The 20,733-nt window shown below is 63.3% G+C and carries 33 protein-coding genes; 31 read left to right on the top strand and 2 right to left on the bottom strand.

Going from position 1 to position 20,733, the window contains the following annotated elements:
• The 28 genes from QO014_RS06190 to rplQ form a co-directional block, all read left to right on the top strand.
• Window positions 1-95, top strand: a 95-nt coding sequence (locus QO014_RS06190) for an EF-Tu C-terminal domain-related protein (protein ID WP_456077695.1), incomplete at its 5' end; no start/stop codon positions are given.
• A gap of 62 nt (window positions 96-157) precedes the next feature.
• Window positions 158-466, top strand: coding sequence for a 30S ribosomal protein S10 (rpsJ, locus tag QO014_RS06185; protein ID WP_018184903.1), 309 nt, complete (start codon window positions 158-160; stop codon window positions 464-466).
• A 17-nt stretch (window positions 467-483) separates the two neighbouring features.
• Window positions 484-1,203 carry a 50S ribosomal protein L3 gene (rplC, locus tag QO014_RS06180; RefSeq protein WP_266347739.1) on the top strand — a complete coding sequence of 240 codons (720 nt, stop codon included), beginning with the start codon at window positions 484-486 and terminating at the stop codon, window positions 1,201-1,203.
• A complete protein-coding gene (gene rplD, locus QO014_RS06175) occupies window positions 1,203-1,826 on the top strand; it encodes a 50S ribosomal protein L4 (protein WP_266347738.1) in 624 nt (207 codons plus the stop codon). The genes rplC and rplD overlap by 1 nt, the downstream gene beginning before the upstream one ends.
• Complete coding sequence (locus tag QO014_RS06170) at window positions 1,823-2,116, top strand: 50S ribosomal protein L23 (RefSeq protein WP_266347737.1); 294 nt, start codon at window positions 1,823-1,825, stop codon at window positions 2,114-2,116. Before rplD ends, QO014_RS06170 begins: the two co-directional genes overlap by 4 nt.
• Window positions 2,117-2,139: 23 nt before the next feature.
• On the top strand, window positions 2,140-2,976 hold the full coding sequence (gene rplB, locus QO014_RS06165) for a 50S ribosomal protein L2 (protein ID WP_266347736.1): 837 nt from the start codon (window positions 2,140-2,142) through the stop codon (window positions 2,974-2,976).
• Between the two features lie 13 nt (window positions 2,977-2,989).
• Window positions 2,990-3,268 carry a 30S ribosomal protein S19 gene (gene rpsS / locus QO014_RS06160; RefSeq protein WP_266347735.1) on the top strand — a complete coding sequence of 93 codons (279 nt, stop codon included), beginning with the start codon at window positions 2,990-2,992 and terminating at the stop codon, window positions 3,266-3,268.
• A 1-nt stretch (window position 3,269) separates the two neighbouring features.
• A complete protein-coding gene (gene rplV, locus QO014_RS06155; RefSeq protein ID WP_266347734.1) occupies window positions 3,270-3,650 on the top strand; it encodes a 50S ribosomal protein L22 in 381 nt (126 codons plus the stop codon).
• Entirely contained in the window at window positions 3,650-4,363 is a 714-nt protein-coding gene (gene rpsC / locus QO014_RS06150) for a 30S ribosomal protein S3 (RefSeq protein ID WP_266347733.1), read from the top strand. The genes rplV and rpsC overlap by 1 nt, the downstream gene beginning before the upstream one ends.
• Window positions 4,364-4,395: 32 nt before the next feature.
• A complete protein-coding gene (gene rplP, locus QO014_RS06145; RefSeq protein ID WP_266347732.1) occupies window positions 4,396-4,809 on the top strand; it encodes a 50S ribosomal protein L16 in 414 nt (137 codons plus the stop codon).
• 23 nt (window positions 4,810-4,832) lie between these two features.
• Complete coding sequence (gene rpmC / locus QO014_RS06140; protein WP_266347805.1) at window positions 4,833-5,033, top strand: 50S ribosomal protein L29; 201 nt, start codon at window positions 4,833-4,835, stop codon at window positions 5,031-5,033.
• A gap of 10 nt (window positions 5,034-5,043) precedes the next feature.
• A complete protein-coding gene (rpsQ, locus tag QO014_RS06135; RefSeq protein ID WP_266347731.1) occupies window positions 5,044-5,292 on the top strand; it encodes a 30S ribosomal protein S17 in 249 nt (82 codons plus the stop codon).
• A gap of 69 nt (window positions 5,293-5,361) precedes the next feature.
• Entirely contained in the window at window positions 5,362-5,730 is a 369-nt protein-coding gene (rplN, locus tag QO014_RS06130; RefSeq protein WP_029075463.1) for a 50S ribosomal protein L14, read from the top strand.
• Window positions 5,730-6,047 carry a 50S ribosomal protein L24 gene (gene rplX / locus QO014_RS06125; protein WP_266347730.1) on the top strand — a complete coding sequence of 106 codons (318 nt, stop codon included), beginning with the start codon at window positions 5,730-5,732 and terminating at the stop codon, window positions 6,045-6,047. Before rplN ends, rplX begins: the two co-directional genes overlap by 1 nt.
• Window positions 6,040-6,597 carry a 50S ribosomal protein L5 gene (gene rplE, locus QO014_RS06120; protein ID WP_266347729.1) on the top strand — a complete coding sequence of 186 codons (558 nt, stop codon included), beginning with the start codon at window positions 6,040-6,042 and terminating at the stop codon, window positions 6,595-6,597. The genes rplX and rplE overlap by 8 nt, the downstream gene beginning before the upstream one ends.
• Before the next feature lie 22 nt (window positions 6,598-6,619).
• Complete coding sequence (rpsN, locus tag QO014_RS06115; RefSeq protein ID WP_266347728.1) at window positions 6,620-6,925, top strand: 30S ribosomal protein S14; 306 nt, start codon at window positions 6,620-6,622, stop codon at window positions 6,923-6,925.
• 13 nt (window positions 6,926-6,938) lie between these two features.
• Window positions 6,939-7,337, top strand: coding sequence for a 30S ribosomal protein S8 (gene rpsH / locus QO014_RS06110; RefSeq protein WP_266347727.1), 399 nt, complete (start codon window positions 6,939-6,941; stop codon window positions 7,335-7,337).
• Between the two features lie 42 nt (window positions 7,338-7,379).
• Complete coding sequence (gene rplF, locus QO014_RS06105) at window positions 7,380-7,913, top strand: 50S ribosomal protein L6 (RefSeq protein ID WP_266347726.1); 534 nt, start codon at window positions 7,380-7,382, stop codon at window positions 7,911-7,913.
• Window positions 7,914-7,924: 11 nt separating this feature from the next.
• Window positions 7,925-8,281: a 50S ribosomal protein L18 gene (gene rplR / locus QO014_RS06100; RefSeq protein ID WP_266347725.1), complete on the top strand. Its 357-nt coding sequence runs from the start codon at window positions 7,925-7,927 to the stop codon at window positions 8,279-8,281.
• Window positions 8,282-8,326: 45 nt separating this feature from the next.
• A complete protein-coding gene (gene rpsE, locus QO014_RS06095) occupies window positions 8,327-8,872 on the top strand; it encodes a 30S ribosomal protein S5 (RefSeq protein ID WP_266347724.1) in 546 nt (181 codons plus the stop codon).
• 29 nt (window positions 8,873-8,901) lie between these two features.
• Complete coding sequence (rpmD, locus tag QO014_RS06090) at window positions 8,902-9,108, top strand: 50S ribosomal protein L30 (protein ID WP_266347723.1); 207 nt, start codon at window positions 8,902-8,904, stop codon at window positions 9,106-9,108.
• Window positions 9,109-9,128: 20 nt separating this feature from the next.
• Window positions 9,129-9,620: a 50S ribosomal protein L15 gene (gene rplO, locus QO014_RS06085; RefSeq protein WP_266347722.1), complete on the top strand. Its 492-nt coding sequence runs from the start codon at window positions 9,129-9,131 to the stop codon at window positions 9,618-9,620.
• A 110-nt stretch (window positions 9,621-9,730) separates the two neighbouring features.
• Window positions 9,731-11,065, top strand: a complete 1,335-nt coding sequence (gene secY / locus QO014_RS06080; RefSeq protein WP_266347721.1) for a preprotein translocase subunit SecY — start codon at window positions 9,731-9,733, stop codon at window positions 11,063-11,065.
• Window positions 11,062-11,667 (top strand): adenylate kinase, encoded by a 606-nt coding sequence (locus tag QO014_RS06075; protein ID WP_266347720.1) that lies wholly within the window; start codon window positions 11,062-11,064, stop codon window positions 11,665-11,667. The genes secY and QO014_RS06075 overlap by 4 nt, the downstream gene beginning before the upstream one ends.
• Window positions 11,668-11,832: 165 nt before the next feature.
• Window positions 11,833-12,201 (top strand): 30S ribosomal protein S13, encoded by a 369-nt coding sequence (gene rpsM, locus QO014_RS06070; RefSeq protein WP_266347719.1) that lies wholly within the window; start codon window positions 11,833-11,835, stop codon window positions 12,199-12,201.
• A gap of 79 nt (window positions 12,202-12,280) precedes the next feature.
• Window positions 12,281-12,670 carry a 30S ribosomal protein S11 gene (rpsK, locus tag QO014_RS06065; protein WP_266347718.1) on the top strand — a complete coding sequence of 130 codons (390 nt, stop codon included), beginning with the start codon at window positions 12,281-12,283 and terminating at the stop codon, window positions 12,668-12,670.
• Window positions 12,671-12,793: 123 nt separating this feature from the next.
• Window positions 12,794-13,810, top strand: a complete 1,017-nt coding sequence (locus QO014_RS06060; protein WP_370877098.1) for a DNA-directed RNA polymerase subunit alpha — start codon at window positions 12,794-12,796, stop codon at window positions 13,808-13,810.
• A 49-nt stretch (window positions 13,811-13,859) separates the two neighbouring features.
• Window positions 13,860-14,288: a 50S ribosomal protein L17 gene (gene rplQ / locus QO014_RS06055; RefSeq protein WP_266347717.1), complete on the top strand. Its 429-nt coding sequence runs from the start codon at window positions 13,860-13,862 to the stop codon at window positions 14,286-14,288.
• A 335-nt stretch (window positions 14,289-14,623) separates the two neighbouring features.
• On the opposite strand, the gene QO014_RS06050 is transcribed toward rplQ, so the two are convergent.
• The gene (locus QO014_RS06050) at window positions 14,624-15,613 is read right to left on the bottom strand and encodes a hypothetical protein (RefSeq protein ID WP_266347716.1); all 990 of its coding nucleotides are present in this window, start codon (window positions 15,611-15,613) and stop codon (window positions 14,624-14,626) included.
• Window positions 15,614-15,782: 169 nt separating this feature from the next.
• Between QO014_RS06050 and QO014_RS06045 the strand changes: the two genes are divergently transcribed.
• The 3 genes from QO014_RS06045 (at window position 15,783) to QO014_RS06035 (ending at window position 19,247) form a co-directional block, all read left to right on the top strand.
• Complete coding sequence (locus QO014_RS06045) at window positions 15,783-17,192, top strand: Do family serine endopeptidase (protein WP_266347715.1); 1,410 nt, start codon at window positions 15,783-15,785, stop codon at window positions 17,190-17,192.
• Between the two features lie 36 nt (window positions 17,193-17,228).
• Window positions 17,229-18,539 (top strand): replication-associated recombination protein A, encoded by a 1,311-nt coding sequence (locus QO014_RS06040; protein WP_266347714.1) that lies wholly within the window; start codon window positions 17,229-17,231, stop codon window positions 18,537-18,539.
• Between the two features lie 78 nt (window positions 18,540-18,617).
• Window positions 18,618-19,247: a glutathione S-transferase family protein gene (locus QO014_RS06035; RefSeq protein ID WP_266347713.1), complete on the top strand. Its 630-nt coding sequence runs from the start codon at window positions 18,618-18,620 to the stop codon at window positions 19,245-19,247.
• Window positions 19,248-19,250: 3 nt separating this feature from the next.
• Here the strand turns inward: QO014_RS06035 and QO014_RS06030 are convergent, their stop codons facing one another.
• Window positions 19,251-20,732: a DHA2 family efflux MFS transporter permease subunit gene (locus QO014_RS06030; RefSeq protein WP_266347712.1), complete on the bottom strand. Its 1,482-nt coding sequence runs from the start codon at window positions 20,730-20,732 to the stop codon at window positions 19,251-19,253.
• Window position 20,733 lies beyond the last annotated feature (1 nt).

Genomic DNA, 20,733 nt, shown 5'->3' with positions numbered 1-20,733 from the left:
TCGTTCCGATCGCCATGGAAGAGAAGCTGCGCTTCGCTATCCGCGAAGGCGGCCGTACCGTCGGCGCCGGCGTCGTCGCCAGCATCATCAAGTAAGGCAGATCCGGACCGGGCGCGCGAATTCGTCGCGCGCTCACGTCACCTGAGGACATAAATCGATGAACGGTCAGAATATCCGGATCCGGCTCAAAGCGTTCGACCATCGTATTCTCGATGCGTCGACGCGTGAGATCGTGAACACGGCGAAGCGTACCGGCGCCCGCGTTGTCGGCCCGGTGCCGCTTCCCACTCAGATCGAGAAGTTCACTGTGAACCGGTCGCCGCATATCGACAAGAAGAGCCGCGAGCAGTTCGAGATGCGCACGCATAAGCGTCTTCTCGACATCGTCGACCCCACCCCGCAGACCGTGGACGCGCTGATGAAGCTCGACCTCGCTGCTGGCGTGGACGTCGAAATCAAGCTCTGAGGCGAGCGAGGATAGTCATGCGCTCTGGATTGATCGTACAGAAGGTGGGTATGACCCGCATCTATACGGATGCGGGTGAGCAGGTGCCGGTCACGGTGCTGAAGCTCGACAACTGTCAGGTTGTCGCCCACCGTACTGAAGACAAGAATGGCTACACCGCGGTCCAGCTGGGCAGCGGTCTCGCCAAGGTGAAGAACACGCCGAAGGCCGAACGCGGCCACTTCGCGAAGGCTGAAGTCGAGCCCAAGCGCAAGGTTACGGAGTTCCGTGTCTCGCCGGACAACCTGATCGAGGTCGGCGCCGAGCTGACCGCCGAGCACTTCGTCGTCGGCCAGTTCGTCGACGTGTCGGGCACGTCGATCGGTAAGGGCTTTGCCGGTGTCATGAAGCGCCACAACTTCGGTGGTGGTCGCGCGACGCACGGTAACTCGGTCTCGCACCGTTCGCACGGTTCGACCGGCCAGCGCCAGGATCCCGGCAAGGTCTTCAAGAACAAGAAGATGGCCGGTCACATGGGCGATGTCCGCGTGACGACGCAGAACCTCAAGGTCGTCAAGACCGATGTCGAGCGTGGTCTGATCATGGTCGAGGGTGCCGTTCCCGGCGCCAAGGGCGGCTGGATCGAAGTGCGCGACGCTGTCAAGCGCGCTCTGCCGAAGGAAGCGCCGTTCCCCGGTGCGTTCAAGGCGCGCGGTGCTGCGGCTAACGTCGCGGTCGAAGCGAAGGAGACCGAATAATGGTCGATATCAAGGTCACCGCGCTCGACGGTTCGGCGGCTGGCGAGATCTCGCTCCCGGATGAGATTTTCGGTCTCGATCCGCGCAGCGACATCCTGCAGCGCATGGTCCGCTGGCAGCTTTCCAAGCGCCAGGCCGGCACGCACAAGTCGAAGGGTCGGTCGGAAGTTTCCGGCACGACCAAGAAGATGTACAAGCAGAAGGGTACCGGCGGCGCTCGCCACGGTGCCAAGACGGCGCCGCAGTTCCGCGGCGGCGGCAAGGCCTTCGGCCCGGTCGTGCACAGCCATGCGCATGACCTGACCAAGAAGTTCCGTGCCCTCGCTCTGAAGCATGCGCTGTCGTCGAAGCTGAAGAGCGAAAACCTCGTGATCGTCTCGGACGTCGCCATCGACGCCCCGAAGACGAAGGCGGTCAAGGAAAGCCTGGCCAAGCTCGGCTGGGCGAACGCGCTCATCATCGACGGCGCCGCGGTCAACGAGAACTTCGGTCTCGCGACCCGCAATGTGCCGCACATCGATGTGCTGCCGGTGCAGGGCATCAACGTCTATGACATTCTGCGCCGCGAGAAGCTCGTGCTGACCAAGGCTGCGGTCGAAGCGCTGCAGGAGCGGTTCAAATGAGCAAGGTCTCGCATTACGACATCATCCGCAGCCCCGTGCTGAGCGAGAAGTCGACCATCGCCACCGAGCAGAGCAAGGTTGTCTTCAACGTTCTGAAGACGGCGACCAAGCCTGAGATCAAGGCGGCTGTCGAGGCGCTGTTCAAGGTCAAGGTTACGGGCGTGAACACGCTTGTCCGCAAGGGCAAGGTGAAGCGCTTCCGCGGTATCGTGGGCAAGCAGAGCGACGTCAAAAAGGCGATCGTGACGCTCGCTGAAGGTCAGTCGATCGACGTTTCTACCGGTCTCTGACGCGAAAAGAATAGGCTGAAGCCATGGCTCTCAAGCATTACAAGCCGACTACGCCGGGACAGCGCCAGCTTGTTCTCGTCGACCGTTCGGAACTCTACGCCGGCAAGCCGGTCAAGGGTCTCACCGAAGGTCTCCGTCAGAGCGGCGGTCGCAACAATCTCGGTCGCGTCACGGCTTACGGCCGTGGCGGCGGTCACAAGCGGACCTATCGCCTGGTCGATTTCAAGCGCAAGAAGCTTGATATCCCGGCGGTCGTCGAGCGGATCGAGTATGATCCGAACCGCACGGCTTTCATCGCCCTCATCAAGTATGAAGACGGCGAGCTCAGCTACATCCTGGCGCCGCAGCGCTTGGCCGTTGGCGATACGGTGATCTCGTCGGCTCAGGCCGATGTGAAGCCCGGCAACACGATGCCGCTCGGCGCGATGCCGGTCGGAACGATCGTGCACAATGTCGAGCTGAAGCCCGGCAAGGGCGGCCAGATCGCACGTTCGGCTGGTGCTTATGCGCAGTATGTCGGCCGCGATGCCGGCATGGCCATTCTTCGCCTGAACTCGGGCGAGCAGCGCCTGGTTCACCAGACCTGCCTCGCCACGGTCGGCGCGGTGTCGAACCCGGATCATTCCAACATCTCGATCGGCAAGGCTGGTCGTAATCGTTGGCTTGGCAAGCGCCCGAGCGTTCGCGGCGTCGCCATGAACCCGGTCGATCACCCGCATGGTGGTGGTGAAGGTCGTACGTCCGGTGGCCGTCACCCGGTGACGCCGTGGGGCAAGCCGACCAAGGGCAAGAAGACCCGCAACAACAAGTCGACCGACAAGTTCATCGCGCGCAGCCGTCATCTGCGCAAGAGCAAGTAAGAGAGAGGCTGTCGTGGCTCGTTCAATCTGGAAAGGCCCGTTCGTCGACGGTTATCTCCTGCGCAAGGCAGAGAAGAGCCGGTCGTCCGGTCGTGGCGAGGTTATCAAGATCTGGAGCCGCCGCTCCACGGTCCTGCCGCAGTTCATCGGTTTGACCTTCGGTGTCTACAACGGTCAGAAGCACATTCCGGTCACGGTCAATGAGGACATGGTCGGTCACAAGTTCGGCGAGTTCTCGCCGACGCGGACCTACTATGGTCACACGGCCGACAAGAAGGCGAAGAGGAAGTAACATGGGCAAGCCGAAGCGCGAACGCGCGCTGAAAGACACCGAGGCGCGCGCGATCACGCGCATGATCCGTGTCTCGCCGCGCAAGCTCAATCTCGTCGCCCAGCTCATCCGGGGCAAGAAGGCCAGCGCCGCTCTCGCGGATCTGACCTTCTCGGAGAAGCGAATTGCGCGTGACGTAAAGAAGACGCTGGAATCCGCGATCGCAAACGCCGAGAACAACCACGATCTCGACGTTGATTCGTTGGTGGTCGCCGAAGCGTTTGTCGGCAAGGCCCTGGTGATGAAGCGCTGGACGCCGCGGGCTCGCGGTCGCGTCGGCCGGATCGAGAAGCCGTTTTCGCATCTGACGATCGTCGTGCGCGAAGTTGAGGAGGCCGCCTGATGGGCCAGAAAATCAATCCGATCGGCCTGCGCCTCGGCATCAACCGGACCTGGGACAGCCGCTGGTTCGCCAACAAGGGCGAATACGGCAAGCTGCTGCACGAGGACCAGAAGATCCGCGAAGTCCTCCTGAAGGACCTCAAGCAGGCTGCGGTCTCGAAGATCGTGATCGAGCGTCCGCACAAGAAGTGCCGCGTGACGATCCACTCGGCTCGTCCGGGTATCGTCATCGGCAAGAAGGGCGCCGATATCGAGAAGCTGCGCAAGACCGTCGGCAAGCTGACGGACAGCGAAGTGCACATCAACATCGTCGAGATCCGCAAGCCGGAGATCGATGCGACGTTGGTGGCGGCTTCGATCGCGCAGCAGCTCGAGCGTCGCGTTGCGTTCCGCCGCGCCATGAAGCGTTCGGTGCAGTCGGCCATGCGTCTCGGCGCAGAGGGCATCCGCATCAACGCGTCGGGTCGTCTCGGTGGTGCGGAAATCGCGCGCCTGGAGTGGTACCGCGAAGGTCGTGTTCCGCTGCATACGCTGCGTGCCGACATCGATTACGGCACCGCGACGGCTCACACGGCATATGGCACGTGCGGCATCAAGGTTTGGATCTTCAAGGGCGAAATCCTTGAGCACGATCCGATGGCGTCCGAGCGTCGCCAGACCGAAGGCAATGAACAGGGCTCCGGTGGCGGCCGCCGTCGCGATAACGCGGCGTGATAGGTCGGACCTGAGGTCGAGAGAGAACGAAAATGCTGCAACCGAAGCGCACCAAGTTCCGCAAGCAGTTCAAGGGCCGCATCCATGGCGTCGCCAAGGGTGGTACGGATCTGAACTTCGGCGGTTTCGGCCTGAAGGCTATGGAGCCCGACCGCGTCACGGCGCGTCAGATCGAGGCGGCTCGCCGCGCGATCACGCGTGCCATGAAGCGTGCCGGCCGCGTGTGGATCCGGATTTTCCCGGATGTGCCCGTGACGTCGAAGCCGACCGAGGTCCGCATGGGCAAGGGCAAGGGCGCGCCTGAATATTGGGCGTCCCGTGTCAAGCCTGGCCGGATCATGTTCGAGATCGACGGTGTCGACGAAGAGACCGCCCGTGAGGCGCTGCGTCTCGGCGCGGCGAAGCTTCCGATCAAGACGCGCTTCGTACAGCGCATCGCCGACTGATCGGCGAAGACGAGGATATGGCCATGAAGGCAAAAGATGTTCGGCTGCTGACCGCCGACCAGCTCGAGGGCGAGCTGGTAAACCTGAAGAAAGAGCAGTTCAACCTGCGCTTCCAGCGGGCAACCGGGCAGCTTGAGAATACGGCGCGTGTCCGGCAGGTTCGCCGCGATATCGCCAGGATCCAGACCATCGCCGCGCAGAAGAGCGCGGCGGACAAGCGCTGAGGAGGCGAAGATGCCAAAACGCGTTCTGCAAGGCAGCGTCGTCAGCGACAAGACCGACAAGACCGTCGTCGTTCTCGTCGAGCGGCGCTTCACGCACCCGGTTCTGAAGAAGACCGTGCGTCGGACCAAGAAGTACCAGGCCCATGACGAGGGCAATGTCCACAAGATCGGCGATATCGTCTCCATCGAGGAGTCGAAGCCGATTTCGAAGAATAAGCGCTGGGTCGTTGTCGAGACCGCTGAAGCGGACGGCAAGTAAGGCACGGAAGAGGTTCGTTGCTGCTGATCTTCATGGAGATGCGGCGACCAGGAAAGTAGGCGGCCAGTCATGATTCAGATGCAAACTAACCTCGACGTGGCGGATAATTCCGGCGCTCGTCGTGTGATGTGCATCAAGGTTCTCGGCGGTTCCAAGCGGAAATACGCTTCGGTCGGCGACATCATCGTCGTGTCGATCAAGGAGGCGATCCCGCGTGGTCGCGTGAAGAAGGGCGACGTCATGAAGGCGGTCGTCGTTCGCACCGCCAAGGACATTCGTCGTCCCGACGGCAGCGTCATCCGCTTCGACAAGAATGCGGCGGTGCTGATCAACAACCAGAAAGAGCCGATCGGGACTCGTATCTTCGGACCGGTGCCGCGCGAGCTTCGCGCGAAGAACCACATGAAGATCATCTCGCTGGCTCCGGAGGTGCTGTGATGGCCGCGAAAATCAAGAAGGGCGACAGCGTCGTCGTTCTCACGGGCAAAGATAAGGGGAAGACGGGCGAAGTGCTTCGTGTTATTCCCTCTGACTCGCGCGCAGTCGTGCGCGGCATCAATGTCGGACGGAAGCATCAGAAGCAGACGGCCAGCGAGCAGGGCGGCATCGTCGCCAAGGAGCTGCCGATTCACCTGTCCAACATTGCTCTCGCCGATCCTAAGGACGGCAAGCCGACGCGAGTCGGCTTCAAGGTAACCGAAGACGGGCGCAAGCAACGCGTCGCAAAACGTTCGGGAGACGTAATCGATGGCTGAGGCAGCTTACGAGCCGCGGCTCAAGAAGTTCTATGAAGATGAGGTTCGCTCGAAGCTCGTCGAGGAATTCGGGTACAAGAACCCGATGCAGATTCCGCGCCTCGACAAGATCGTGCTGAACATGGGCGTCGGCGAGGCCGTGAACGACTCCAAGAAGGTCGGTCTGGCGCTCGGCGATCTCGCTCAGATCGCTGGCCAGAAGCCGGCTGTGACCAAGGCCCGCAAGTCGATCGCGACCTTCAAGGTTCGCGAGCACATGCCGATCGGCGGCAAGGTCACGCTGCGCAAGGCCCGGATGTACGAGTTCCTGGATCGTCTCGTCACGATCGCTCTTCCGCGTGTCCGCGATTTCCGCGGCCTGAACCCGAAGAGCTTTGACGGCCGTGGCAACTACGCCATGGGTATCAAGGAGCACATCATTTTCCCGGAGATCAACTACGACAAGGTTGATCAGGTCTGGGGTATGGACGTCATCGTCTGCACCACCGCCCAGTCGGATGAGGAAGCTCGCGCGCTGTTGAAGGCGCTCAACTTCCCCTTCCGCCAGTAAGCGCCGGGAAAGGAAAACATCGATGGCCAAGAAGAGCTCGATCGAAAAGAACGACCGGCGTCGTGAACTCGCCAAGCAGTATTCTGCGAAGCGCACGAAGCTGAAGGCGGTTGCCAATAATGAGAGCTTGACGCTGGAAGAGCGTTTTCAGGCGCGCCTGAAGCTCGCTGAACTGCCGCGCAATTCCTCCCCCACCCGCATCCGTAACCGGTGCGAAGTGACGGGCCGTCCGCGTGGCGTTTATCGCAAGCTGAAGATGTCGCGTATCGCACTTCGCGAACTCGGGCACCTGGGTCTGATCCCGGGTCTCGTCAAGTCGAGCTGGTAAGGAGCACGGTCCGATGACGATGACCGATCCTCTGGGTGATATGCTCACCCGTATTCGTAATGCCCAGATGCGGCGGCAGTCGAAGGTTTCGACCCCGTCCTCCAGGCTGCGCGAGAACGTTCTCGAGGTGCTGCGCGCCGAGGGCTATATCCGTGGATTTGCCTCCGTGGATCATGGCGACGGCAAGGCGGAGATCGAGATCGAGCTGAAGTATTATGATGGCGAGCCGGTCATCCGCACTATCGAGCGGATCTCCAAGCCGGGCCGCCGGGTCTATGCTTCGGTCAAGAACATTCCGCAGGTCAAGAACGGTCTCGGCGTGTCGATCCTGTCGACCCCGAAGGGCGTTATGTCGGATGCGGACGCCCGCGAGCAGAATGTTGGCGGAGAAGTTCTCTGCCAGGTGTTCTGATCTGGTCGAATCGCAGAAACACGAACCGGACGGATTGGTCTGATGTCTCGTATTGGTAAGAAGCCGGTGGCGGTGCCGAAAGGCGTTACGGCCACGATTAACGGCCAGACGGTGTCGGTGAAGGGTCCGAAGGGCGAGCTGTCCTTCGACTTCACGGATCATGTCGTGGTCGAACTCAAGGATGGTGGCGTTCAGGTCGCCCCGCGTGATGACTCCAAGCCCGCTCGTTCGGCCTGGGGCATGTCGCGCACGATGATTTCGAACCTGATGAAGGGCGTGACTGACGGCTTCTCGAAGAAGCTCGAGATCAACGGTGTCGGTTACCGCGCTGCCGTGCAGGGTACCAACCTGCAGCTGGCGCTCGGCTACAGCCATGACGTCGTGTATCCGATCCCCGCCGGCATCACTATCGTGACGCCGCGCCCGGTCGAGATCATCATCTCGGGTATCGACAAGCAGAAGGTCGGCCAGGTCGCCGCCGAGATCCGCGAATATCGCGGTCCGGAGCCCTACAAGGGCAAGGGCGTGAAGTACTCGACCGAAACAATCTTCCGCAAGGAAGGCAAGAAGAAGTAACGGAGACCGTCATGGCCAATTCTATGCAGGACCGGCGCGCCGCGCGCGTCCGCCGTGCGCTCCGCAAGGTGGCGACGGGACGTCCGCGTCTCAGCGTCCACCGCTCTTCGGAGCATATCTACGCCCAGGTGATCGACGATGCCGTGGGTCGCACCGTTGCGTCGGCCTCGACGCTCGAAAAGGATCTCCGCGCTTCGCTGAAGACGGGTGCCGACAAGGCGGCCGCCGAGGCGGTTGGCAAGCTCGTTGCCGAGCGGGCAAAGGCTGCGGGTGTCACGCAGGTCGTCTTCGACCGCGGCTCGTACCTGTTCCACGGCCGCGTCAAGGCGCTGGCCGATGGTGCTCGCGAGGGCGGACTGGATTTCTGATGCGCTGAGGCGCGTCATAACGAAACAAGAACGATTGGATCTTTGATGGCCAGAGAGCAGCGGGAAGAGCGCGACAGCGAATTCGTCGACAAGCTCGTTCACATCAATCGCGTCGCGAAGGTGGTGAAGGGCGGACGGCGGTTCGGCTTTGCAGCCCTCGTCGTCGTTGGCGACCAGAAGGGCCGGGTCGGCTTCGGTCATGGCAAGGCGCGTGAAGTGCCGGAAGCCATCCGTAAGGCGACGGAAGCGGCGAAGCGTGCCCTGGTGCGTGTCCCGCTTCGCGAGGGCCGTACCCTTCATCATGACGTCTTCGGCCGTCACGGTGCAGGCAAGGTGTTCCTCCGCGCTGCCCCTCCCGGCACCGGTATCATTGCGGGCGGTCCGATGCGCGCCGTCTTCGAGACCCTCGGCGTCCAGGACGTCGTGGCGAAGTCGATGGGTTCGTCGAACCCGTACAACATGGTGCGCGCGACCTTCGCGGCTCTCGCCGCCGAAGACAGCCCGCGCAGCGTCGCATCGCGTCGCGGCATCAAGGTTTCGGCTCTGCAGGCGCGCCGTGGTGGCGAAGCCGAAGCAGCGGCCGAGGCGTGATCGCTGCACAATTCTAGAGGTATTGACCGATGGCCAAGACATCTGAGGGCGCTGCGAAGACGATTACCGTCGAGCAGACCGGCAGCCCGATCCGCCGCCCTGCCGAGCAGCGCGCAACGCTGATCGGCCTCAAGCTGAACAAGATCCGTCGCCGTTCGACGCTGCAGGATACGCCTGCGGTTCGCGGCATGATCGCCAAGGTGGCTCACCTCGTCCGCGTTGTGGACGAGGCCTGAGCCTGACAGGGACGAGTTCGATGAAGCTCAACGAGATCAACGACAATCCGGGCGCGCGCAAGAGCCGCATCCGTGTCGGCCGCGGTATCGGCTCCGGCAAGGGCAAGACCGGTGGTCGTGGCGTCAAGGGCCAGAAGTCCCGTACGGGCGTCGCCATCAAGGGTTTCGAGGGCGGCCAGATGCCGCTGCATCGTCGCCTGCCGAAGCGCGGCTTCAACAACATCTTCGCCAAGGACTTCAATGAAGTCAGCCTGGAGCGTATCCAGGTCGCGATCGACGCGGGCAGGCTCGATGCGAGCAAGCCGGTGACGGTCGAGGCGCTGAAGGAAGCCGGCGTCGTGCGTCGCATCAAGGACGGCGTCCGCCTGCTCGGCCCGGGCGAGCTGAAGCTCGCCGTCACCTTCGAGATCGCTGGCGCTTCCAAGCCGGCGCTCGAGGCTGTCGAGAAGTCGGGTGGCTCGATCAAGGTGCTCGCAGCCAAGCCTGCCGCTGATGAGACCGAGGCGGCGTAAGCCGTTTCGTTCGTCCGACGAGAGACGCCGCTTGATGTGGCGTCTCCGAGAAACCACTTAATGCCCCTGGGGCATTGGGGCCCGGTTCTCGGGCCCGATCGGAGCGGCGAATGGCATCTGCGGCTGAACAATTAGCGGCCAATCTGAATTTCGGCGCATTCGCGAAAGCCGATGCCCTCAAGAAGCGCATCTGGTTCACGCTGGGTGCGCTGATTGTTTATCGGCTCGGCACTTATATCCCGCTTCCCGGCATCAATCCGGAAGCGCTGGCGAGCGCATTCAACAATCAGCAGTCCGGCATTTTGGGCCTGTTCAACATGTTCTCCGGCGGTGCCGTCGGACGCATGGCGATCTTTGCGCTCGGCATCATGCCGTACATCTCGGCGTCGATCATCATCCAGCTGATGACGTCGATCATCCCGTCGCTCGACGCCCTGAAGAAGGAAGGCGAGGCGGGTCGCAAGGTCATCAACCAGTACACGCGCTATGGCACGGTGCTGCTTGCCGTCGTCCAGGCCTATGGCATTTCGGCCGGCCTCGAGGGTGGCACGAATATCGTCATCGATCCCGGCCTGTTCTTCCGCATTACCACGGTCATCACGCTGACCGGCGGTACGATGTTCCTGATGTGGCTCGGTGAGCAGATCACCTCGCGCGGCATCGGCAACGGTATTTCGCTGATCATCTTCGCCGGCATCGTTGCGAACCTGCCGCATGCTCTTGCTGGCATGCTCGAGCTCGGACGCCAGGGTGCGCTGCCGATCTGGGTCATTGCGCTCGTCGCTATCGTCGCCGTCGCCGCGATCGGCTTCATCGTCTATATGGAGCGCGCCCAGCGCCGCCTGATCATCCAGTATCCGAAGCGCCAGGTCGGCAACCGGATGTTCCAGGGTGAATCGTCGCATCTGCCGCTGAAGCTCAACACCGCCGGCGTCATTCCGCCGATTTTCGCCTCGTCGCTGCTGCTCCTGCCTGCGACGGTTGCGAACTTCACGCAGTCGAGCGGCGCGCCCGCATGGCTCTCGTCCACCGTGGCGCTGCTTGGCCATGGCACGATCCTCTATATGCTGCTCTACGCGGCGATGATCGTGTTCTTCGCGTTCTTCTATACGGCGATCGTGTTCAATCCGACCGATACGGCCGACAATCTGAAGAAGCATGGCGGCTTCATTCCGGGCATCCGTCCGGGCCAGCGCACGGCCGAATATATCGACTATGTGCTGACGCGAATCACCGTCCTCGGCGCGATCTACCTGGTCATCGTCTGCTTGTTGCCTGAGTTCCTGATTTCGGCGACGCATGTGCCCTTCTATTTTGGCGGCACGTCCCTGCTCATCGTCGTCAATGTGACGATGGACACCGTGTCACAGGTACAGGGCCATCTGCTTGCGCATCAATATGAAGGCCTCGTCAAGAAGGCAAAACTCAGGGGGAAGAGGCGATGAGGCTGATACTGCTCGGACCGCCTGGAGCTGGTAAGGGCACGCAGTCCGCTCGTCTCGTCAATCGTCATGGTATCCCGCAGCTCTCCACCGGAGACATGCTGCGGGCCGCCGTCAAGGCCGGTACGCCGGTCGGGTTGCGCGCCAAGGCGATCATGGATGCGGGCAATCTGGTCTCCGATGATGTCGTGATCGGCATTGTCGCGGACCGAATCGACGAAGCCGATTGCCGCAAGGGCTTCATCCTTGACGGGTTTCCCCGCACGATCGCCCAGGCTGAGGCGCTTGAGCAGATGCTGGCGGGGAAGGGGACCAAGCTCGATGTCGTCATCGAGCTCAAGGTCGACCAGACCAAGCTGATCGATCGCATCATCAAGCGTGCCGAAGAGACGAAGGCGCGCGGTGAGGCGGTTCGCAAGGATGACGATCCGGATGTCTTCAAGACCCGGCTTGACGCGTATAATCGCGATACTGCGGCGATCTCTCCCTTCTATAGCGAGAGGGGCAAGCTGATTCAGATCGATGGCATGCGTTCCATCGATGAGGTGTCAGCCGATATTGAGAAAACGTTGAGTCATCTTGACGAAGAGGTCGAGAGTCGATAAGGCTCGCGGCCTAATTCAAATGAACGCGGCGTTCCTTGAGTTTCGAGGGACGGCGCTGTTCGTTTGCAATTAGCAAATCGCTCGCATGAGCCGGCCTCCACCGGACGCGGGTAAAATGTGGTGCCGGATCTTCGAACGAAGACCGGCGATAGAATGGAGACGGCAGTGGCCCGTATCGCAGGCGTCAATATCCCGACGAACAAGCGCGTCATCATCGCGCTGCAGTATATCCATGGTATCGGCGCGAAGAATGCGCTCGACATCATCACCAAGGTTGGTATCGACCCGGCCAAGCGCGTGAACGAGCTCTCCGATGCGGAAGTGCTCCAGATCCGCGAGACGATCGACCGCGACTATATCGTCGAAGGCGATCTGCGCCGTGAAGTCGCAATGAACATCAAGCGTCTGATGGACCTCGGCTGCTATCGCGGCCTGCGTCATCGTCGCGGTCTGCCGGTTCGTGGCCAGCGCACGCATACCAATGCGCGCACCCGCAAGGGTCCGGCCAAGCCGATCGCAGGCAAGAAGAAGTAATTCAGAGTTCGTGGGCGCTAGGCCCCCGGTGGAGCCGCCGGCATTACGGCGGTGTCGAGATCGAACGTAAGGATAGAGAATGGCTAAGGACACCACGCGCGTACGCCGCCGCGAGCGCAAGAATATCTCGTCGGGCGTTGCGCATGTGAATTCGACGTTCAACAACACCATGATCACCATCACCGACGCGCAGGGGAATGCGATCTCCTGGTCGTCAGCCGGCATGATGGGCTTCAAGGGTTCGCGTAAGTCGACCCCCTATGCCGCCCAGATGGCGGCCGAGGATGCGAGCCGCAAGGCCGCTGAGCATGGCATGAAGACGCTTGAAGTCGAAGTTTCGGGTCCGGGTTCGGGCCGCGAGTCGGCTCTGCGTGCCCTGCAGGCTGCCGGCTTCACGATCACCTCGATCCGTGACGTGACCCCGATCGCGCATAATGGTTGCCGGCCGCGCAAGCGTCGCCGCGTCTAACATTCAGGATGGCGCCCTCGGGGCGCCATCCCGTTTGCGCATCGGCATTCCGCGCTCCGGTTGAATGGGAGCGCGACGCCATCTGAACCATCAGGCGGCGTTTGAATAGGAAAGGATACGGTCGTGATCCATAAGAATTGGCAAGAGCTGATCAAGCCGAACAAGCTCGAAGTGACGCCGGGTTCTGATCCGAAGCGTCTCGCTACCGTTGTCGCGGAGCCTCTGGAGCGCGGCTTCGGCCTGACGCTCGGCAATGCGCTGCGTCGCGTTCTTCTATCGTCGTTGCAGGGCGCTGCCGTTACGGCCGTGCAGATCGACGGCGTGCTGCACGAGTTCTCCTCGATCCCTGGCGTTCGCGAGGATGTCACCGACATCATCCTGAACATCAAGGAAATCTCGATCAAGATGCAGGGCGAAGGCCCGAAGCGCATGGTGGTCAGGAAGTCGGGCCCGGGCGTCGTCACGGCTGGCGACATCCAGACCGTCGGCGACATCGAGGTTCTGAACCCCGAGCTGGTCATCTGCACCCTCGACGAGGGCGCGGAGATCCGCATGGAGTTCACGGTCAATACCGGCAAGGGCTATGTTGCCGCAGACCGCAACCGTCCGGAAGACGCGCCGATCGGCCTGATCCCGATCGACAGCATCTATTCGCCGGTCAAGAAGGTTTCCTACCGCGTCGAGAACACCCGTGAGGGCCAGGTTCTCGATTACGACAAGCTGACGCTCTCGGTCGAGACCGACGGCTCGCTGCGTCCCGACGACGCCGTGGCCTATGCCGCGCGGATCATCCAGGACCAGCTGTCGATCTTCGTCAATTTCGAGGAGCCGCAGAAGGAAACGACGACGGAGACCATTCCGGAGCTCGCCTTCAACCCGGCGCTGCTCAAGAAGGTCGACGAACTCGAACTTTCTGTGCGTTCGGCCAATTGCCTGAAGAACGACAATATCGTTTATATCGGCGATCTGATTCAGAAGACGGAAGCAGAGATGCTCCGCACTCCGAATTTTGGTCGCAAGTCGCTGAACGAGATCAAGGAAGTTCTCGCCCAGATGGGTCTCCATCTCGGCATGGAGGTCACGAACTGGCCGCCGGAGAACATTGAAGAGCTCGCGAAGCGCTACGAAGACCATTATTAAGATTAGGCCCACGGCGTGAGCCGCCGGTAGAGAACCTTAGGAGAGAGCCATGCGCCACGGTAATTCCGGTCGCAAATTCAGCCGCACCGCGAGCCACCGCAAGGCTATGTTCGCCAATATGGCGGTCGCGCTGATCACCCACGAGCAGATCGTCACCACCCTGCCGAAGGCGAAGGACCTGCGTCCGATCGTCGAGAAGCTGATCACGCTCGGCAAGCGCGGCGACCTGCACGCCCGCCGCCAGGCGATTGCGCAGCTGCGCGACGTCGGCGCCGCCGCCAAGCTCTTCGAGACGCTTGGCCCGCGCTACAAGGAGCGTCAGGGCGGCTATCTTCGCGTCCTGAAGGCTGGCTTCCGTTATGGCGACAACGCCCCGGTCGCCGTGATCGAGTTCGTCGATCGTGACGTCGAGGCCAAGGGCGCCGCTGATCGTGCGCGCACCGCGCTCGAGAATGAAGCTGAGAGTGTTGCGGCGTAAGCCCAACGCGCCAGCGTCCAGCTACTGAATTGAAGGCGGCCCTCGGGCCGCCTTTTTTCGTTTGAAGTGCTGGGAGATTTTGATGAGCGGCGCGGCATTGACGCGTGGCTGGGCAGGGCGCAGAGCGCGTCCCGTGCCGCGAGGCCGGCGAGGGCTCCTCGGTTCTCGTCCTGATTCCCGGGAATGATCGCTGCACCGCGGCATAGCCTATAGGCCTGGGCCGCAGGTCTGGGTGGATAGGGCTGAGACGGCTGCGTGATCGACCACGCCCGGCGTTTGGTCCAGGGCAGGGGGCAGGAGCAGGCTGAGGGCGCTTGCGCCCTCAGCGCCTCAGCTCAGATCTTGTCGACGGCGGTGAAGCGGAAGAGGAAGCTCGGATCCGTCATGGACTGGTCGAGCGACAGGCGGCTCGAGCGATAGCAGTCGGGCTCGTCGGAGAAGAAGGTTCCCCCGAAGCGGACCGTATCGCCAGGTTGCAGCGGCCCGACCACGGCGGCGAGCGGCGTTCCGGCGACGATCAGCGTCTTGTCCTCGGTGTCGGACATGGCGTTGTTCCAGGTCTTCACAAGCGTTCCGTCTGGCAGGGCGACGGTGAGGATAATACGGCCGCCCGCGTCGCGGTCGACTTCCTTGACCATGCCGACCCAGCCCTTGACGTCGGGCTTTGGCAGCGCGCGGCAGATGGCCGTCGCGCGGCTCGATTGCGCCGTATCGCGGCCGGCATCGTCGGCCTTGTCATATTCGGCCCGCGAATCGACCAGGATCTTGGTGAAGGCAGCCTCGTCCTTGGGCTGCTGCGATGTGAGTGCGGCGAGTTGCTCCGCTGCCACGGCCTCGGGTGAAGGGGGCGGCGCTACGGCGGCCGTCGCGACCGGCGGCGGCAGAACGGGGACGTTCTCAGGCGCCGGCGCAGCCGGGTTGGCAAGCGGGTCGACCTCGTTGCCGACGACGGTCGTGGTCGTCACGGAGACGGGTTGCGGCAGCTTGGCGGCGGGTAGCTGCGATTCGTCCTTGTCGGCGGTAGCAGCGGCAGCGGGCGCGTTCACGGCCGGGGAGGGTGCGCTCGCCACCTCGGGTGAGGCGGCCGGCGCCTCAATGCCCGGCGCGGCGGCGACGGGAGCGTCGCTCTCGCCGAAGACGATGCGCGGCATCTTCAGGGCGATGAAGTTCGGTTTTGCGATCACGCCGACGCTGCCAGCCCCGAGCATGGCGATGCCGATGATCAAAAGCGCGACGTTGCGGAAGCGCAGCCCGTTCAGGATGACGGGTATGATGCCGGCGAGCGTGCCGAACAGGCCGATGATGAACACTGCAACCCAGAACATGGGAATCCTCTTCGCCCCGAACGCATTATTCAGATGTGGGCGGCCAGACCAAGAAAAGAATGCACGTCAGGGCGATCATACCCGTCCTTTCCGTCGCGGCGAGGCCATGGCCTCGCCGCATTTCGTGTAGCATCGTCGCTCTGGTCATGTCTTCTGAGGGTTCTACGTCATGCGGCTTGGATGGGCGGTTGTTCTCGGTCTGGTAGGGGCGATTGCGGGAGGTCCGGCGTGGGCCGCCGAGCGCACCGTGCCGCAGACGGAGGCCCAGTTGCGCTATTCGTTCGCCCCGCTCGTCAAGCGTGTGTCGCCGGCCGTCGTGAACGTCTATGCCTCGCGCGTGGTGCAGCAGCGGCGGTCCCCCTTCATGGACGACCCGTTTTTCCGCCAGTTCTTCGGCGGCGGCGGCCTCGATACCGCCCCGCGCACGCGTGTCCAGCAGTCGCTGGGCTCAGGCGTCATCGTCGATCCGTCTGGCGTCGTGGTCACCAATTACCATGTGATCGCCAATGCCGATGAGGTGAAGGTCGCGCTCTCGGATCGGCGTGAGCTCTCCGCCGATATCATCCTGAAGGATGAGCGCATGGATCTCGCCGTGCTCAGGCTCAAGGATGGCGGCAAGGAATTCCCCTCGCTCGACTTCGCTGATTCGGACGCGCTCGCCGTCGGCGATCTGGTGCTCGCGCTCGGCGATCCCTTCGGCGTCGGCCAGACGGTGACCAGCGGCATCGTGTCGGCGCTCGCGCGCACGCAGGTCGGCGCGTCCGACTATCAGTTCTTCATCCAGACCGACGCCGCCATCAATCCCGGCAATTCCGGCGGCGCGCTCGTCGACATGGATGGGCATCTGGTAGGCATCAATTCGGCGATCTATTCGCGCTCCGGCGGCTCGATCGGAATCGGATTCGCGATCCCGTCCAACATGGTTCGCGTCGTTGTGAAATCGGCCATGTCCGGCAGCAAGGTGCTGCTGCCATGGGTCGGAGCCGACTTCCAGCAGGTGACGGCCGAACTCGCCGAAGGGCTCGGCCTTGATCGGCCGCGTGGCGCCCTCGTGACCAATGTGACGCCGGCCGGCCCCGCCGCAGGCGCCGGCCTTGCGGTCGGAGACCTCGTCGTCTCGGTCGACGGCATCGACATCGACGATTCCAACGCGCTCAATTATCGCCTTGCGACCAAGGGCGTCGGCGGAAACGCGACGCTCGGCATCATCCGTAGCGGCAAGGAACAGAGCCTGAGCATGGCCCTGATCGCCGCGCCGGAAACCCCGGCGCGCGAGGAGACGGCGATCACCGCCGATTCGCCGTTTGCCGGCATGATGGTGGTGAACCTTTCGCCGGCCGTGATCGATGAAATGGGCTATAAGGGACGGCGGACCGATGGCGTGCTGGTCGAGACGATCATCGACGGTTCGGCCGCCCAGGCAGTCGGTTTCCGGCAGGGCGACGTGATCGTCGAGGTGAACAATGTCGCGATCGATTCGACGCGACGCCTCGCCGGCATCGCCTCTGGCGGCGCCGATACGTGGCGCGTAACGATCGAGCGCGGCGGCAAGCTGATCCGTACCCGCCTCGGCGGCTGAGTGTGGCAGAGAGCGGATCTGGATCTGGCGACTGACGTGAGCAATCTGTTCGAAGCAGCAGGGTTGGAGAGGGCGGCGCCGCGGCCGCTTGCCGATCGCCTGCGGCCGCAAAGGCTCGCCGACGTCGTCGGCCAGGATCATCTGGTCGGGCCGGATGGCGCGCTGACGCGCATGCTCCATTCCGGCTCGCTCGGCTCGATGATCTTCTGGGGGCCGCCGGGAACCGGCAAGACCACGGTGGCGCGGCTCCTCGCCAATGAGACTGATCTGCATTTCGAGCAGATATCGGCAGTCTTCACCGGTGTGGCGGATCTCAAGAAGGTGTTCGACCAGGCGCGGGCCCGTCGCCAGATCGGCAAGGGTACGCTGCTCTTCGTCGACGAGATCCATCGCTTCAACCGCGCGCAACAGGACAGCTTCCTGCCCGTGATGGAGGATGGCACCGTCACGCTGGTCGGCGCCACCACGGAAAACCCCTCTTTCGAGTTGAACGCGGCGTTGCTCTCGCGGGCGCGCGTGCTCGTGTTCCATTCGCACGGACCGGATTCGATCGCGCAATTGCTGGCGCGTGCGGAAGTCGCCGAGGGCAAGGCCCTGCCGCTCGACGAGGAAGCGCGCGAGGTGCTGATCCGCATGGCCGACGGCGACGGTCGCGCCTCGCTGACGCTGGCGGAGGAGGTCTGGCGCGCGGCAAAGCCCGGCGAGGTCTTCGACGCGAAGGCGCTGCAGGAAATCGTCCAGCGCCGGGCGCCGATCTACGACAAGGGCCAGGACGGCCACTACAATCTGATCTCGGCCCTGCACAAATCAGTGCGCGGTTCGGACCCGGACGCGGCGCTCTATTATCTGGCGCGCATGTTCGATGCGGGCGAGGACCCGCTCTATCTCGGGCGCCGGCTGGTGCGCATGGCCGTCGAGGATATTGGCCTCGCCGACCCGCAGGCGCTTGTGATCGCCAATGCCGCCAAGGACGCCTATGATTATTTGGGCAGCCCCGAGGGCGAACTCGCCTTCGCGCAGGCCTGCGTCTATCTCGCGACGGCGCCGAAATCGAACGCCGTCTACACCGCCTTCAAGGCCGCGACGCAGGCTGCAAAGCGCGGCGGCTCGCTCCTGCCGCCCAAGCACATATTGAACGCGCCGACCAAGCTGATGAAGGACGAGGGCTACAATGCCGGCTATCGGTACGATCACGACGAGCCGGACGCCTTCTCGGGACAGAACTATTTCCCCGAAGCGCTCGGGCGCCAGAGCTTCTACGAGCCGGTGGAACGCGGCTTCGAGCGCGAGATCAGGAAGCGCATGGATTATTGGGCGAAGCTGAGGCGTGAGCGGGGCGAAGAGTGAACGCTGGTTGTCGCCCGGCACCTTGCGCATTCGCCCGGCCGGTGCAGGATGGCAACCCAGACAGCTTGGAGTTCATCGATGATCCTCATCGGCCAGTATGATTCCCCCTTTGTCCGCCGCGTCGGCGTTGCGCTGAAGCTCTATGATCTGCCCTTCGAGCATCGGCCCTGGTCGGTGTTCGGCGATGCCGAGAAGGTGGCTTTCTATAATCCGCTGCGCCGCGTGCCGACGCTCGTGCTCGATACGGGCGAGGTGCTGATCGAGAGCGCGGCGATCCTCGATTATCTCGACGAGCAGGTCGAGCCGGACGATGCGATGATGGCCGAATACGGGCCGGAGCGGCGGCGCGCGCTCAAGGTCTGCGCGCTGGCGACCGGCATGGCCGACAAGGCGGTCAGCCTCGTCTATGAGCGCGTGTTGCGGCCCGAGACGTCGAAGGTCTGGGTCGAGCGCTGCAAGACGCAGATCGGCGACGTGCTCGACGCGCTGGAACTCGACCGCTCCAACCGGCCTTCGCCCTGGTGGTTTGGCGATCGCATCGGACATGCCGATATCGCGGTCGCCTGCGCGCTCAACTTCCTGAACGAATCACATCCGGGCCTGCTCGGCGACAAGAGCTGGCCGCGCCTCGCCGCACTCTCGGCCGAATGCGAGGCGCTGTCGGTGTTTAAGGAGATCTATCAGGCCGTGTCTCCGCCCTCGGCCTGAGCCTCAGCTTTCCGGCGCGAGGCGGCGGCGCAACCAGGTTGCGATCGCGGCAATCATGGCGAGGACCAGCAGCAGGGCGAAGCTGGTCTCGACGGCGCCGAGGATGGGGTCTCCGAAGAAGAGCTCGTTCGGGTCGGTCGCCGCCGTGATGACGGTGACGCGCCAATGCAGCATCGAAGCGCAACTGGCGATGCCCAGGCTCACGCCGAGCATGCGGGCGAGATTGATGAGGGCGCCGGCCTCGCCGGACAGCGCGGGCGGCGCGGCGCCCATGGTGGCGCTGTTGTTCGGCGCCATGAAGAAGCCGAGCCCCGCCCCGAAGACGGCAAGTGCGACCATGCCGATCGCGCGCGAGGGTGTCGATTCGAGCGCAACCAGCGAGAGCGTCAGAAGCGCGATGGCGGCGAGCACCATGCCGAACAGCGCCAGCGTCGATGTTCCATGGCGCTTGACCAATGCGCCGGCGAATGGCGCGGCAATCCCGAGCGCGATCGGCACGGCTGAAAGACGGAGCCCGGCACGTTCGGGCGATTCGTGCAGGCCGCGGATCGCCGCGTAGGACATCAGGTAGAACATGCCGTAGAGCAGCGCATAGGAGAGAAGCACGGCGATGACGCCGAGCGAGAATGGCTGCGAGCTGAAGATGTGCAGATCGAGCAAGGGCGACGGCGTCCGTCTTTCCCGCCAGACGAAGAGGACGAGCAGCGCAATGCCGCCGATGGTGAAGGAAATCGTCGGCAGCGAGGCGATGCCCCAGTCGGCTATGTGATTGAGGACGAGCACGAGGCAGGCCAGCGCCGGGCCGAGCATGAGGGCGCCCTGCCAGTCGAACGGGCGCGGGTCGCGTTCAGTGTCGTCCGGCAGGATGATCCATCCGAGCAGCGCGCCGATGATGCCGAGCGGCACGGTGACCCAGAAGATGGATTGCCAGCCAAACGCGCCGAGAAGCAGCCCGCCGACGATCGGCCCGAGACTGACGCCGACCGCCTGCGCCGCCGAGAAATAGCCCATGGCGCGGGCGCGCAGCTCCTTGCCGGAAGCGCGCGTCAGGATGACGATCGAGTTTGCGCCCAGCGATGCGCCGCCTATGCCCTGCAGGACGCGGAAGAAAATGAGCTCGCCGAGCGTCGTCGCCGTGGCGCAGAGCGCCGAGGCGAGCGCGAAGACCAGGATTCCGGCGAGGTAGAGACGCTTGCGCCCGAACATTTCGCAAAGGCGGCCGAACACGGGCAGGGCGGCGGAGAAGGCGAGCACATAGGCCAGCGCCACCCAGCTCGCCATCGTCTCACGGGTCTGGAAGACCACGGCGAGGTCGGGCAGGGCGAGCTGAACCACGCTGGCGTCGAACTGGCCCATAGCCGAGCCGATACAGGTGATCGCAACGATGGGCCAGGGGTTGGGAGCCGGGAGCTTCGCGCCCGCCGCTTGCACGCTTGCATTCTCCCGCGCGATTGCCCCGCGCTCGACCCCGAACAGCCTTGCCATC

The organism is Kaistia dalseonensis (assembly GCF_030814715.1).
Classification (GTDB): Bacteria; Pseudomonadota; Alphaproteobacteria; order Rhizobiales; family Kaistiaceae; genus Kaistia; species Kaistia dalseonensis.
The sequence above is the reverse complement of the archived record's forward strand: the minus strand, read 5'-3'. Positions and strand labels throughout refer to the sequence as shown.